6 protein-coding genes and 1 pseudogene are annotated in these 15417 nt (G+C 43.0%); 4 read left to right on the forward strand and 3 right to left on the reverse strand.

Going from position 1 to position 15417, the window contains the following annotated elements:
- Nucleotides 1–10: 10 nt before the first annotated feature.
- Nucleotides 11–1078, reverse strand: coding sequence for a DUF3616 domain-containing protein (locus LC653_RS10980; protein WP_229494509.1), 1068 nt, complete (start codon nt 1076–1078; stop codon nt 11–13).
- A 279-nt stretch (nt 1079–1357) separates the two neighbouring features.
- On the opposite strand from LC653_RS10980, the gene LC653_RS10985 reads away from it, so the two are divergent.
- Nucleotides 1358–2341 carry a CHAD domain-containing protein gene (locus LC653_RS10985; protein WP_229494510.1) on the forward strand — a complete coding sequence of 328 codons (984 nt, stop codon included), beginning with the start codon at nt 1358–1360 and terminating at the stop codon, nt 2339–2341.
- 24 nt (nt 2342–2365) lie between these two features.
- Here LC653_RS10985 and LC653_RS10990 read toward each other — a convergent pair.
- Nucleotides 2366–2494, reverse strand: a pseudogene (locus LC653_RS10990) (hypothetical protein); the annotation flags it as partial.
- Between the two features lie 691 nt (nt 2495–3185).
- Between LC653_RS10990 and LC653_RS10995 the strand changes: the two are divergent.
- Nucleotides 3186–4772, forward strand: coding sequence for a B12-binding domain-containing radical SAM protein (locus LC653_RS10995; protein ID WP_229494512.1), 1587 nt, complete (start codon nt 3186–3188; stop codon nt 4770–4772).
- A 1023-nt stretch (nt 4773–5795) separates the two neighbouring features.
- Complete coding sequence (locus tag LC653_RS11000) at nt 5796–6245, forward strand: orange carotenoid protein N-terminal domain-containing protein (RefSeq protein ID WP_229494513.1); 450 nt, start codon at nt 5796–5798, stop codon at nt 6243–6245.
- A 361-nt stretch (nt 6246–6606) separates the two neighbouring features.
- On the opposite strand, the gene LC653_RS11005 is transcribed toward LC653_RS11000, so the two are convergent.
- Nucleotides 6607–8829 (reverse strand): FdhF/YdeP family oxidoreductase, encoded by a 2223-nt coding sequence (locus LC653_RS11005; RefSeq protein ID WP_229494514.1) that lies wholly within the window; start codon nt 8827–8829, stop codon nt 6607–6609.
- A gap of 1352 nt (nt 8830–10181) precedes the next feature.
- Here LC653_RS11005 and LC653_RS11010 point away from each other — a divergent pair.
- Nucleotides 10182–15107: an nSTAND1 domain-containing NTPase gene (locus tag LC653_RS11010; protein WP_229494515.1), complete on the forward strand. Its 4926-nt coding sequence runs from the start codon at nt 10182–10184 to the stop codon at nt 15105–15107.
- Nucleotides 15108–15417: the final 310 nt, after the last annotated feature.

Below are 15417 nucleotides of genomic sequence, written 5' to 3' on the forward strand. Positions count from 1 at the left end.
AAAATTGATATTAGCCCAGCTTAAACACATCCGCTATTACACCATCATCACCCACCAACCTAGTTTTTGCTGGAGAGTCATAAACTACCAATAGCGAAGGTATGCCAGCAACATCCTGAAACAGCGTCATTCCCTCAGCATGATCTTCCCGATTTCCATAGGGAATATCTTGTACAAAATCTGGATTGCTGAAGACATTTTCTCGCAAGTTAACGCCATTTATCCAGCGATAAACTTGCACGGGCCCATCTAAATCCATCGTTGGCCCAGCTAAAATCAACAAATCATTTCCATCTACACACAAATCCCGAATTCCCAAACCATTCAACCAGATAAAATGCTTTTTATATAACTCCTTCGCTTCTCCAATTTGCCGTAGTTTCAGAATTCCAGGGCTAGAATCTTCTAACTCAATTTCCAGCACTACAGCCCAACCCCGCAATACAGGACCACGCAAACCCAAAAAAATCCGGTTTTGATAAATGCCTATTCCTTCAATATCAAAGCCGTTATCTTTTCCTGCAATTCCAGCCTTGATAAACAAGCCTAAATGGGCGTCATCTGCTAAAGCAGTAAGAAGCAAATTACCCTGGTTCGTCACCTCTAGTTTAGCGGCATTCAATTGCACATCTGGATTTTCCGGGTGTGGGCAAGATGAGAACAACTTACCGTCTATCAAAGGAATCCGTCCTAAAAGGTAACGGTTGGGTTCTGATTCAATTTTTGTCAGCCTTTTAAAGTTTTGTGCATCGGTTTTATCAGGTTTAGCTTTTTTGCGTTTGTAGCTATGAGAACCAACAAACCATAAGTAATAATCTGTATAAGCAAGCCCTTCTATATCGATTTCTTGGTCTTCTGGTGCAGGTAAATTGATAAATTCTGCTACCCTAAATTGTTGATGATCTGTAAATTTATCAGTATCAACCAAAGAGAGACGTTCAATAGTTGAGGTTTCATCTGACCCCAGCCATAAATATTTATGGTGTGTTAGCAGCAGCGCAGATAAGTCTTCTCTATGTTCTTTAAAATTATCTACAAAAGTCAATAAAGCTTGATTGAGCAAATTTGAGTTTGACATTTTTTGATTGCAGAAAGATTAATGATGTTATCATAATAAATGATTTAATATCATGCTAAATATTTTTAGAAGCTATCGTACATATAAAATGCCAGGGTGAATCTGCTCTTTAGACCTTTGATAGATATTGGATATTTCTCTAAGAGGATGCTAGTATTAATGCCCATCAGCATACTTGACAATATCCATTGAATAAAAAATATCAAAAAGTAGATACAAATTTTTAACTAATGTTATTATTCAATAACCTCATGAGGTAATCGTCATTTAAGATCAATTATGAAACTAGCCACACAACCCACGGTAAAAACTCTAGGGGACTATGCCTACCAAGCGATTGAAAAACACTTTAAGAAAACCTTGAAGTGGGAAAAATCAGTGAAGAAAGATGAAGATCCAGAAGCGTTGCACCAAATGCGAGTGGGAATGCGTCGCTTACGGACATCTGTAACTAGCTTTGGACTAGCGGTGGATGTGCCGAAACCAGTCAACGATAAAAATATTGGTAAAATAGCCCGTCGTCTTGGTAGTCTGAGAGATTTAGACGTACTCAAAGAAAGTTTAGAAAACAATTACAAACCAAACTTACCCTGCAAAGAGCAGGAATCTCTACAAACAGCTTTCAACGCTATAGCTAAACAACGTGAAGATGTACTATCGAGTGTACAGAAAACGTTAAAAGATGAATCTTACAAGTCTCTAAAAGATGCATTAGACAAGTGGTTAGAAAAACCTAGTTATCAACCTTTGGCATCTTTTACTATTCAGCAGGTACTACCAGATTTACTTTTACCAGAAGTTAGTAACTTCTTACTGCATCCGGGTTGGCTAGTTGGCACGCAATTTGTGGAATCAGAAGTGATAATCCAGAAAAACTGGAAACCAGAAAAAATAGAAAAACAATTGACCACGGAAGGTGAAATTCTTCACAGTTTGCGAAAAGAAGCTAAACGTATACGCTACCAGATGGAGTTATTTACTGACTTATATGGTGAATCTTACGCAGCTTATCTTACAGAAGTGAAAAATATCCAAGAAATTTTGGGTACGATGCAAGATAGTGCTGTCTTAACTGACTGGCTTACAGATGTCTTCAAGTCAGAAATCCAGACTGAACTGCCTACCCTTGCTACTTTGTTAACTGAAAATCGCTACCAGTCGTGGCAGAAGTGGCAACCCTTGCAAGAACGGTATCTGAAAGCTGAAACTAAGCATAGCTTTCATTTAACAATACTGCACCCGCTTTCAGGAGTAATCAGTTGAGAAATATAACCCAATACGCTTGGGTTAAGGGTTATTGGTGTAGATAATTAGTCTTTCAAGACGCGATAAATCAAGACGCGATAAATCAAGACGCGATAAATCAAGACGCGATAAATCAAGACGCGATAAATCAAGACGCGATAAATCAAGACGCGATAAATCAAGACGCGATAAATCAAGACGCGATAAATCAAGACGCGATAAATCGCGTCTCTACATCTGGGTTTTGGGCTTATCTGAACTGTATTGGTTTATAACCATCCCACAATTTCTAGTCTTTCTGGGTAAATCTTTTAACTATCTATGTTTGAAGATTTTCGGAAATTGCGTAGGCGTTGGCGTAGTCTCTCCAAGAGTTGCCCGCACAACTCTTGGAGACGCTGCGCGTAGCAAGATCCCCGAAGTGGTACGACATGGTTCGACTCCCTTCTCCTGTCGGAGACGCTAACGCGAACGACTGCGCCCTTCTCTTCTTAGGCTGCGCCCTTCGGCTACGCTCTCCCAAGGCTCAGGGCCAGCCGCTCACCAGCAGCTCAGTGACCGTCGTAGACATCGCACTCCTCGTACTCTTGAGCAATTGTCTAAAAGCAGTAATAATTGCAATAAGCTAATCGGCATTTAAGTTGCATAAAAGCAGGGCTGAAGCCCTTACTACAAGCGAATCATTCTGGAAAAATGAATGACGATTAGCTTAATTGCGCTTAAAAAATATTGCTTTGTCTAAATCAGTCATAGTAGAGATTACAGCTACTGGATACAAAGGCTGCTCTAATGTGTTGTCAGAGTGGCTAAGTTGTACGTAAATTCAACCAGCAGCTAAGATGAAGGTTTATAAGCGTCAAATATGAATGTTTTACTTCTATACCCCCGTTTTCCAAAAAGTTTTTGGTCTTTTGAAAAAACACTGGCTTTATTAGACCGTAAAGCAATGCTACCGCCTTTAGGCTTGGTAACTGTAGCTGCGATATTACCTCAAGAATGGGAGTATAAGCTAGTAGATCGAAATGTTCGCGTCTGTACCGAAGCAGAATGGGCTTGGGCAGATTTGGTTATTATGTCGGCGATGATTGTGCAAAAAGAGGATTTGCTCTCTCAGATATTAGAAGCAAAACACAGAGGTAAACGGGTAGCTGTGGGTGGCCCTTTCCCGACAGCGCTACCAGATGAAATGACATCCGCCGGAGCAGATTACTTGATATTGGACGAAGGGGAAATTACCCTACCCTTATTTGTAGCAGCGATCGCACGGGGCGATCGCACAGGCATTTTTCGCTCTGGTGGTGAAAAACCAGATGTTACCAACACTCCAACTCCTCGCTTTGACTTGCTAGAATTTGAAGCCTATGCGGAGATGTCGGTGCAATTTTCGCGTGGATGTCCCTTCCAGTGTGAATTCTGCGACATTATTGTGCTATACGGTCGCAAACCCCGCACTAAAAACCCAGAACAGCTATTAGCAGAACTAAATTATCTCTATAAACTGGGTTGGCGACGCAGTATTTTTATGGTGGATGACAACTTCATCGGTAATAAGCGGAATGTCAAATTATTTTTGAAGTCTCTTCTGCCCTGGATGGTAGAACATAACTATCCTTTTTCCTTTGCCACAGAGGCTTCAGTTGATTTAGCCCAAGATCAAGAACTGATGGATTTGATGGTAGCGTGTAATTTTGGAGCCGTTTTTCTGGGAATTGAAACCCCCGACGAAGAAAGTCTCACTTTCACTCAAAAATACCAGAATACCAGAGACTCGCTCAGTGAGGCGGTGAATAGGATTACCCGCTCAGGGTTGCGAGTCATGGCAGGCTTTATCATTGGGTTTGATGGCGAGAAAGTAGGAGCCGGCGCACGAATTGTGAAGTTTGTCGAGCAAACAGCAATACCCACGGCCTTATTTAGTATGTTGCAAGCGCTTCCAGATACAGCGCTTTGGCATAGATTAGAAAAGGAAGGACGACTCCGCAATAAATCTGCCAACATCAACCAAACCACGTTGATGAATTTTGTCCCAACTCGACCTTTAGAAGACATCGCTCGTGAATATGTGCAGGCGTTCTGTGATTTGTATGAGCCAGAGCGGTTTTTGGAGCGTACATACAAACACTTCCGGCTTTTGGGCGAAGCAACCTACCCGAAAAAGGGCAAAGCTGCCAAGAAACCATTGAACTGGAAAGTACTCCGAGCGTTTCTAATCATTTGCTGGCGGCAGGGTGTACGTCGTCAAACGCGGTGGCAATTTTGGCGCAACTTGTGGAACATGTATCAGCATAATCCGGGTGGAGTCAGTAGTTATTTAGCTGTTTGTGCCCAAATTGAGCATTTCTTGGAGTATCGTCAGATTGTCCGGGATGAAATTGAGGCTCAAGTGGCTGAATTTCTGGAAGCAGAAGCTAGGGTAAAACCTGAAGCGCAAGTGATGGTTAATTCGTAATTCGTAATGACGCTCGTTCCTCGCTACCGCTACGCTAACGTAATTCGTAAATTTTGTTTTGCATTAGCGAACGCGAGTGCGTCTCCAAGAGTTGCGTTAGCGAGTCCGCGTTCGCTTTTAGCGTCTCTTCGAGAGCGTCTGGGGATTTTAACCCCACCACAAAACTTGTCGCGATTTAGAAGCGAGGGACTTAGACCCCTCAAAAATGTTAAATTTGGCAATACTTTGCAATGTTAATGTATACCGATGCATTGTTAATGCGTTCTCTTACAATGCCAATGCATCCCGATACAATGTTAATGCGTTGTCTAATAGCATAATTAATACCAATTCTCTAAAATCCGGTAACAGATTTAAACCTAGAAACCCAGATTAAATCTGACTTTCTTAATTACGAATTAGTATAAATTCTCAACTGTGCTAATTTCACTGCCAAGCTTTTCTCCAATTTGCTCAGACTTAGGACTAGGGCGTGTTTTCAGTAAATACGGATGCGATGTTGAAATAAATTGGGAAAATCAGACTTGATTCAGATTTTTTCCAACCGCACGATCGCATTATAATCCAATACAGTTCAGTTAGCGCCAAAAACCTTAAATTGTGTAGGTTGGGGAGCCACTGCGCCCTTGCGGTTTCCCGACTTGAAGCAAGTGGCGTTTGAGGAACGAAACCCAACATTTCCGGGGCTTTGTTGGGTTGCGCTTTGCTTAACCCAACCTACAATTTTCCTTAACCCAAGCGTATTGCATTATAATCACGAACCCCTTCAAGCGATCGCTTACTGTCACAGACGCTACTTCAAGTTTTAACATTTATCTTTGCTTTCCATACATCGAAGCAGGCATTTTTGTAACTAGCAACTTGAGTTATCTATATCTGTCTTATGTAGTGAGTGTTATACCTACCCTAAGTAGGGTTATCTATCTACATTTATTCGTTAAGTTGTATGAAGTACTGAAAGCAAATTTTCTCAGTAAGTAACTGAGGAAATCAGAATACCCAAAACGATAGTTGGAGTTTTTTATGACTTACACAATTGATGAAGCAACAAAACCAGCTTTAGAAAGTTTTCAACGCTTTGATGTAGATACTCAGCTAGCCCTACTTTGGTTCGGTTACTTGGATCTTAAAAAGCAGCTACAACCAGCACCTCCTCAAAGCGTAGAAGTTCCTGCTAAAGCAGTGTTTGACAAATTCCTGGACTTGTCTCAAGAAGAGCAACTGCAAGCACAACGCGACATTATTAATGGTGCAGCTAACGATATCAGCCAAACCTATAATAGTCTAAGTCCTAATGCCAAATTAGACGTTTGGTTTCTGCTGGCACAAGGAATGGAGGATGGAAGCATAATTCAAGTGCCCTCCGACTATCAACTTCCTGGTGAAACGGATGAATTTGTCGCATTGCTCAAAAATCTAGAGTTTGAGCAACGGATTAATTTCATGCTGAGTGTGGTGGAAACGTTCGGTTAGTTAAGTCCAAGAACTCTCAATACTTTTTAGAATTGGGGATAACTGAAAGTAGAAAATTACAGCTATTTTTAGGTAAATAGATCAGGTTGTAGGGGCACAGCATTGCTCATGCGTGTCAACTTAAGATTAAACGCTTATCCCACAAGCATTTTACCCCACCCCGCCAAAGCTACGCTTTGTCTCCCCTCCCCGCCTGCGGGGAGGGGATTAAGGGGTGGGGTTCCGACGACTTAATTAGTAATTGAGTAGGCTTGATATAACGTCATTGCGAGGGTTTCACGTTAAGTTGACACCAATGAGCATTGCTGTGCCCCTACGATAGATGTGGTTGTTGAAATAAATTGGGAAAATGAGACTTGATTCAGATTTTTTCCAACCGCACGATCGCATTATAATCAGGTACACCTTCTAGCGATCGCTTACTCTTATCTAGTAGCACATTCCCTTCTGGCCAATGTACTTGCAAGTTACCTGACTGAATTGGCGCAATATAGACTTGACACAACAACTCGCCTAACTCATTCTTAAGAATGACGCGATCGCTATCTTTTAAACCCAATAGTGCCGCATCAGCAGCATTCATTAGCACCGCCTCGCGCATCGCCCCAGTAATTGCATCCTTGCGTTCCTGCACCATACTATTAAATTGTTTGCCTCGGCGCGTTGCTAATAAAAAATAACCCTCTGGTAATTCTCTTTGGCGTGGCAATAATACGCCAAAATGTGCCTTCCCATCCGATGTAGGGAAATTCCAACCAAAGCACAAATGTGAGCCACCATACTGAAACTGATCACCAGCCTGCTGTAAGTGTTGAATACCAGCATATTGCGGGACAACTTGAGCAATTTCTTGACGGATAGCAGCTGTGTCAGCAAAAGCCAGCTTATCTGCCAAATCTGGTTTTACCCGCTTTGCCAATTCCAAAAATACTTCCCACTCAGGACGCGCTTCCCCAATGCGCGGCCCCAAAATCTCTGGACTGAAAATTACCCGGCGCTCGGTATTAGTTTCTGTGACTCCCCCTGGTATTTCGTAGCGAGTCGTCGCAGGTAAAAGCACCACAGTATCAGCAGGTTCCACCAACATTTGGCTGGAGAGAACAATATCTATATGTACCCGCAACGGTATTTTCTTCAGCGCCGCTTCCACATAATCTGGTTCTGGGAGTACTTCTAAAAAATTACCACCCACAGAAACCAACACATCTAATTGCCCCTGATGTGCGGCGTTAATCATTTCTGGAGCAATTAAACCTTTACTTGCTGGCACTTCAAAGCCCCAATGTTGACTCAATTGGGCAGCATTTTCTGGAGTGATGGGTTTACCACCAGGAAATACTGTCGCGTAACATCCCATCTCTGCGCCACCCTGCACCCCAGAGTGACCGCGAATTGGCATTAAACCGCAGCCTTCCCGACCGACAAAACCTTTGGTAAGAGCTAAGTTGATGATACTTCGCACATTATCTTCACCGCATTCATGCTGAGTAATGCCCATACTCCAAACAAATACGGCTTTATTCGCTTCTTTGACCATTTTGGCAAAGGCGTACATTTCCTCGCGGGATGTTCCAGAAAGCCGCTCTAATTCTTCCCAAGATTGATTTTTTAACGATGCTTTCAGTTCAGCAAAGCCATCTGTATATAAATCTATAAATGATTGGTCTACCCAGTTGTTAGCAATTATATGTTTAATAGTGCCATTCAAAAATGCTATATCCCCGCCCATGTTGATTAAGAAGAAGTCTTCGGCAAACTTTGTACCGAAAACGGCACTTTCTACAATTGAGGGCACCCAGTAGCGCTCCATTCCTGGTTCGCGGTAAGTATTAATAACTACAATCTTTGTGCCAGCTTTTTTAGCGTAATGGAGATACTTAACGGTAACAGGCTGATTGTTAGCAACATTAGAGCCAATGAAGACTAATAAATCAGTTCCAATCCAGTCTTTATAAGAACAGGTGGTAGCCCCAGCACCCAAAGCAGCCTTCAATCCTGCTGTACTGGGAGAATGGCAAATGCGGGCAGCGTTATCAATATTATTGCTACCCATTGCCCGCACAGCTTTTTGGGTGGCATAATAAGTTTCGTTGACAGTGCCGCGACTGGTAACATAGAAACTGAGGCGGTCTGGTGTAGTGGAGCGGATGCGATCGCTAATTACTCCTAAAGCTTCATCCCAACTCACCCGACGAAAGCCTTTTTCCCCTCGTTGACGAATCATCGGGTACGGGAGTCTTCCCAAGTCACGTAATTGGGCACTTTTTTGCTTTTGTAATTGCGACACATCTTCCAATAGCACAGCGTCAAAAGCTGGCATAGTATTCATCCGCAACAGCCGCAACCTGACATTGCAGAGATGGATACCATCTAAAGTCCAATCCTTCATCCCGGTTGTTCCGAGAGCGCAACCATCGCAGACACCTTTATCAAGAATATTCCACGCATAAGGTAGTTTGTCACGAGACAGCCAGATTGCGCGAAATACCTCCCAATAATTATTGGGATACTGTTCGCCAATGCCAAAAGGCTTCCAACTTGCCCAATTTGAAGGTGTCCAGTGCTTTTTAGGTTTAGGTAACATGATGTAGTGTGTGAATTGCTGAGTTCTTCCAGGCTACCGTTTTGAATAGCAATTGAGTAGCAGGCGGTTAAATAATTCGTAATATCATGTCCGCTTGATTACTTATTAAACCCGAAGAACCCCACCCCGCCAAAGCTACGCTTTGTCTCCCCTCCCCGCTTGCGGGGAGGGGATTAAGGGGTGGGGTGCAATGACTGTGGAAATCATAACTAATTATACGGACATGATATAATTCGTAATTCGTAATGGGCAACTCTTAGAGACGCTATCGCGAACGCCCCGCAACGCTTTCGTAAATTTTGTTTTGTAATGGGGATTTAACCCCAACACAAAACTTGCGTGATTTTTGAACCGGGGGACTTAAACCCACGGACAGGAGTTAAAAATTTAAAGAAAGGAAATGAAAACTGAGAAGATTAGTTTCTTATCTGTTAACGACAACTTGAACGTTGATAAGCACAACTTCAGCGTTAGTAACAACAGCTTAAGCGTTACTTATCAAACTAGGAACGTTATTAACTACAGCTTCAACAACAATAACAACAGTTTCAGATGTAGTAACAACGACTTAAGCATTACTTATAACACCTTGAGCATTGATAACTACTGTTTCAGCAGTAGTAACAACAACTTAAGCATTACTTATTAAACTAGGAACGTTATTAACTACAGCTTCTTCTGTATTAACTACAGAAGAAGCTGTAGTTAACACAGAAAGAGTTGTAGTTACTACAGCTTTAATTTTTTAAGTTACAGCGTTTACTATAGTGACAACTTATGAGCCGAATTATATGATGCTCAGTTTGTAGTGGGGACTTTAGTCCTCAAATTTAGGACTAAAGTCCTGACTGCGATCGCCAGTTTATTTTCACCTGATAATATGGCAAAGTGCTTAGGCGTAGCCCGTGTTTTCAAACTACTCGTTTTGCCCCATAACTTTTTAGATCCCCCTAAATCCCCTTAAATTGGGGGACTTGAAGAGACTCTTTGCCCCCCTTTTCAAGGGGGGTTGGGGGGATCTAAGACTTTGAAAACACGCCCTAACCCGTCGTAAACATCGCTGTTTTCCAATATTTCCTCTCTACGAGACGCTGAACGCGATCGCTTGAATTCAAGATAAAGTCTCTTAATTAAAGAAATAAATTTTACTATAAAAAAACATATTCAGTATATTAACTGATGTATAGCCCAATTTTGCATAGTTAATATGTAGCAAATAATATAAAAAAGCTACTTAAGCTAGAAAGTAAAGTTTCAAAACCTAAAGTATTTTAAAAAAACTTAGTTTTATCTGCGACGCCAAATAGCCCGTCGTAGCCATCGCCTTTTATCAATCCGATAAAAAATAGACTATGAATACCTTTGAGATTAACATCCAGCGCAAATCAGGAAGCCACTGGCCGATTGTAGTCGAACATAGCCGACCAGGTGAACTCATGTCATCGCGATCGGAAGGAATTCTCCAACTGTCACCGGAAAATTTTCAGAAACTGACTAGCTTGCTAGGACAGCCGAAAGACTACGGTATCTTTCTGGGAAAAGCACTGTTTCACGAGGAAATCAGAGATGCTTTTGTCAGTGCTTTGCGGAACTCAGAAGAAACAGTACGGGTGTTGTTATTTATCGAAGCCGAAGATAGCGAACTGAGAACCTTACGCTGGGAAAGACTCTGCGGTAACATCGATGACGGATGGCATTTATTAACCCTAGAACAGCGAACACCATTTTCACTCTATATACCAGCAATTACAGACCGCCGTTTTCCCCCAATTGGCAGAAGAGACTTACGCGCCTTGATATTAGTAGCCAGTCCTTCAGAAATTGAACGGTTTAGCTTAGACTCCTTCAACGTCGAAGCCGCAGTAGAGAGCGTCCGCCAAGCTTTAGGGGAAATACCATGTGATGTCCTGGCAACAGTAGAAGGTGCAATTGGTTTACCAACTCTAGACGAACTGTGTAAACACTTAACCGATCGCACAAAGCAGTATACCATGCTGCACTTTGTCAGTCATAGCAAAGTCATAGAGCAGGGGGAAACTGTTTTTTACTGGGCGAAAGCAGATAATAAAGTAGACCCAGTGACAGGAACACGCTTAATAGAAAGACTGCGGACATTAAGAGGAGCCAAAGGGCTACCACACTTTACCTTTCTCTCCACCTGCGAAAGTGCCAGCCCAGAAGCCGAAGCAGCATTAGGGGGTTTAGGGCAAAGATTAGTGCGGGATTTAGGAATGCCCGCAGTCATCGCCATGACAGAGAAAGTAACTGTCAAAACTGCCCTAGCTTTAGCAGAGGGTTTTTATCGACAACTGAGAGAATCAGGGGAAGTAGACTCAGCATTGCATGAAGCCGTAGCTTTCCTAGCAGAACGCGGTGATGTAACTGTCCCAGCACTGTTTAGTCGGTTGGGGGGGAAACCCCTGTTTAGTGACCAACTAGACAGAGAATTGACCAACGCCGACATTCAGTATGGTTTACAGCAATTTGAGAAATTATTGTCAGAACGAGGCCCAGCACTGCGCCCGTGGTTATCAGAGCAAGCCCAGAAGTTAGGAAACAGTCTAGGGGCAGATATCACAGCTTTGAGTAAACAAGCTCGTCAGGAACGAGAGCAGGTATTAGAAGAGGTGAATACCCTCTGTCAAGAAATAATTGACCTCAGCTTTAACGCTTTGGCATTAGGTCAGCAACCACCTGCTTATAATGCTCGCTGTCCCTTTCTCGGCTTATATCCCTTCCGAGAGGAAAACAGGGAGTTTTTCTTTGGGCGAGAGGAATTAATTGCCCAACTACAAGAAAAGCTGAGACAGCATAACTTCTTAGCTGTGTTAGGAGCCTCCGGGAGTGGCAAATCATCAGTGGTGCTAGCAGGGCTGATACCGGCTCTACAGAAGAAACAGCCTTTAGTGGTGTCATATATGACACCGAGTAGTAACCCCATAGAACAACTGCAAGCTACTCTTGCCGAGGTGCAAAATGAAAAACTCTATCCTCCTTTTGGGTATGGAGAATGGGGTATTGGGCATGGGGAAGAAGCAGAAATGATCCCAGTTCGTGGCTACTTGCTACAACAGGGGGAAACCCACCCACGCAACAATGCCCCATTCCTCCAGTCGGCGGACGGCTATTCCTCTCCACCCAAGGCTTTGAGTTTACCGCCGACTTTCAATAAATCAGCAATCTTGGTGATTGACCAGTTTGAGGAACTATTTACCCTCTGTGCTGATGAAACCCAACGTGTGGATTTTATCCAACAAGTTTTAAATTTAACGCAGCACCAGAAAGTTGTAATTACTATGCGGGCAGACTTTTGGGGAGAATGCGCCCCCTACTGCGAGTTAAAAGAACTGATGGAAGCTAGGCAAAAGTTAATTGGCCCAATGGATGCTGCCCAATTACGAAAAGCGATGGAAATGCAAGCCGCCAAGGTGGGTTTACGCTTTGAAGCCGGATTAAGTAACTCGATTTTGGATGATGTTCAAGGTGAACCAGGGGCAATGCCACTATTGCAACATGCACTGCTGGAATTGTGGAAGCGGCGACATGGTAGATGGTTGCAGGCTTTGGAGTATGAAGCGATTGGTGGTGTAAATATGGCGATCGCACAAACTGCCGATGATGTTTATAATGGCTTATCACTCCCAGAACAAGCCCAAGTTCAGAATATTTTCATTCGTTTAACCCGCTTGGATGACAGCGCCATACAGGGAGACAAACGCCGGGATACACGCAGACGGGTTTGGTTAGATGAGTTAGTTCCTGCGGGGGGTACTATAGCACTGATTAAGGAATTAGTCAACCGTTTAGCAGGAGAAGGAGCGAGACTGGTAGTTACCAGTGTAGACGGGTCTACAAATCGAGAAGAGGTAGAAGTCGCCCATGAAGCTCTAATTCGCCACTGGCCGCGGTTGCTGAATTGGTTAGATGAAAATCGGACTAATTTGCAGCTACGGGAAACTATTCGTCAGGCGGCTTTGGAATGGGAAAAGCAACAAAAAGATGATAATTATTTGGTGCATCGCGGCGGGAGATTAGAAGATGCTCAGGTGTTAGCGAAGCAAGCCGGATTTCTTAACCAACTTGAGGCTGACTATGTAAACGCTTGTGTGGAATTGCGCCTGCGTCAAGAAAAAGAAAAAGAAGCGCGTCGCCGTCGGGAAATTAGAACAGCTTGGGGAGTAGCTACCGGAGCAGTTGTTGCCGTGATTATTAGTGGTAGCTTGGGGGGGGTGGCTTTGGATCAAAAGCGAGAAGCGAAAATAACTAAAGCTGAGGCAATAAGTCAATCTTCTTCGGCACTATTTGATTCCCATAAAGAGTTAGAAGCACTTACAGAAGGGATTAAGGCTGGAAAAATCCTCAAAGAAGAAAATGTTACCCGGCCCCTAGCTATAGCAGCTTTACACAAAGGAGTTTATCAGGTCAAAGAGCGCAATAGTCTTGAGCATCAAAATCCGGTACTAAGCGTGGTCTTTAGTCCCAATGGTAACACCATTGCTTCTGCTAGTGATGACGGAACCGTGAAACTTTGGGATTTAAAAGGCAAGCTACTGCACACCTTCCAAGGACATCAAAATCCGGTACTAAGCGTAGTCTTTAGTCCCGACAGTAACACCATTGCTTCTGTAAGTCCTTACGGGCTTGACACGACTGTGGAACTTTGGGATTTAAAAGGCAAGCTACAGCACACCTTGGAAGGTGTGCAAAAAGGTTTCATAAGCATGGTCTTTAGTCCCGATGGTAACACCATTGCTTCTGCTAATACTGACGGAACCGTGAAACTTTGGGATTTAAGCGGTAAGGAACTGCGCACCTTCCAAAGTAATCAAAAAGGTCTCACAAGCATGGTTTTTAGTCCCGACAGTCATACCATTGCTTCTGCTAGTGATGACAAAACCCTGAAACTTTGGGATTTACAGGGCAATCTACTGCAAAATTTCCAAGGACATCAAGATAAGGTCACAAGCGTAGTCTTTAGTCCCGACGGTAACACCATTGCTTCTAGTAGTGATGACAGAACCGTGAAACTTTGGGATTTAAGCGGTAAGGAACTGCACACCTTCCAAGGTAATCAAAAAGGTCTCACAAGCATGGTTTTTAGTCCCGACGGTAACACCATTGCTTCTGCTAGTGATGACAAAACCGTAAAACTTTGGGATTTACAGGGCAATCTACTGCAAAATTTCCAAGGACATCAAGATAAGGTCACAAGCGTAGTCTTTAGTCCCGACGGTAACACCATTGCTTCTAGTAGTGATGACAGAACCGTGAAACTTTGGGATTTAAGCGGTAAGGAACTGCACACCTTCCAAGGTAATCAAAAAGGTCTCACAAGCATGGTCTTTAGTCCCGACGGTAACACCATTGCTTCTTCTGGTTATGACGGAACCGTGAAACTTTGGGATTTAAAGGGCAAGCCAATACAAATCTTTCAAGGAGATGAACAATGGGTCACAAGCGTGGTCTTTAGTCCCGATGGTAACACCATTGCTTCTGGAAGTTATGACGGAACCGTGAAACTTTGGGATTTAAGTGGTAAGGAACCGCAAAACTTCCAAGACAATCAAAATTCGGTCACAAGCGTGGTTTTTAGTCCCAAAGGTAACACCATTGCTTCTGCTAGTGTTGACGGAACCATTAAACTTTGGAATTTAAAAGGCAAGCCACCGCAAACCTTCCAAAGTAATCAAAAAGGTCTCACAAGCGTGGTCTTTAGTCCCAACGGTAACACCATTGCTTCTGCTAGTAATGACAAAACCGTAAAACTTTGGGATTTACAGGGCAATCTACTGCAAAATTTCCAAGGACATCAAAAAGGTCTCACAAGCGTGGTCTTTAGTCCCAACGGTAACACCATTGCTTCTGCTAGTAATGACAAAACCGTAAAACTTTGGGATTTACAGGGCAATCTACTGCAAAATTTCCAAGGACATCAAAAAGGTCTCACAAGCGTGGTCTTTAGTCCCAACGGTAAAACCATTGCTTCTGCTAGTGATGACGGAACCGTGAAACTTTGGGATTTACAGGGCAATCTACTGCAAAATTTCCAAGGACATCAAAATCTCCGAGGACATCAGAATAGGGTCAAAAGTGTGGTCTTTAGTCCCGACGGTAAAACCATTGCTTCTGCTAGTGATGACGGGACTGTAATTTTGTGGGATTGGGATCTAGATTCTCTGATGGTAAGTGCTTGCGATTGGGCGCGAGATTATCTCAAAAATAGCCAGGAGGTAAAAAAGGATGATAGAAAAATCTGCGATGGTATTGGCAAAAATTAATCGGCGTTGCTGAACCAAAATATGAATTAGGCGATGTCTGCGTAGGTGTAACCCATCGTAGACATCGCCTTTCTGTAAATCCCTCTTATGGGAGAAAATTACAACGATCGCACAAGTACAAAAGTTTGCAGAATATCAAAAGGTTTGTCCAGTCAGAGTTGCAACAGTGCTTGGGTGGCGAAAATTTCAATACACCCACCTTCACTCAATCTTCTGAAAATTTATGACTTAACAGGTACTGGAATTGTTTCTAGTAGCCCCAACTCCAAAATACTGAAGATTAGATAAAGTTAAAATAAAAATCCCTGCC

Origin of the sequence: Nostoc mirabile CHAB5784 (assembly GCF_020829645.1) — a bacterium.
GTDB classification, from domain to species: domain Bacteria; phylum Cyanobacteriota; class Cyanobacteriia; order Cyanobacteriales; family Nostocaceae; genus Nostoc; species Nostoc mirabile.

Excerpts from the sequence above, each read along its gene's own strand:
- LC653_RS10980 (WP_229494509.1), bottom strand. The coding sequence starts at position 1,078 with ATGTCAAACTCAAATTTGCTCAATCAAGCTTTATTGACTTTTGTAGAT.
- LC653_RS10985 (WP_229494510.1), top strand. The coding sequence starts at position 1,358 with ATGAAACTAGCCACACAACCCACGGTAAAAACTCTAGGGGACTATGCC.
- LC653_RS10995 (WP_229494512.1), top strand. The coding sequence starts at position 3,186 with ATGAATGTTTTACTTCTATACCCCCGTTTTCCAAAAAGTTTTTGGTCT.
- LC653_RS11000 (WP_229494513.1), top strand. The coding sequence starts at position 5,796 with ATGACTTACACAATTGATGAAGCAACAAAACCAGCTTTAGAAAGTTTT.
- LC653_RS11005 (WP_229494514.1), bottom strand. The coding sequence starts at position 8,829 with ATGTTACCTAAACCTAAAAAGCACTGGACACCTTCAAATTGGGCAAGT.
- LC653_RS11010 (WP_229494515.1), top strand. The coding sequence starts at position 10,182 with ATGAATACCTTTGAGATTAACATCCAGCGCAAATCAGGAAGCCACTGG.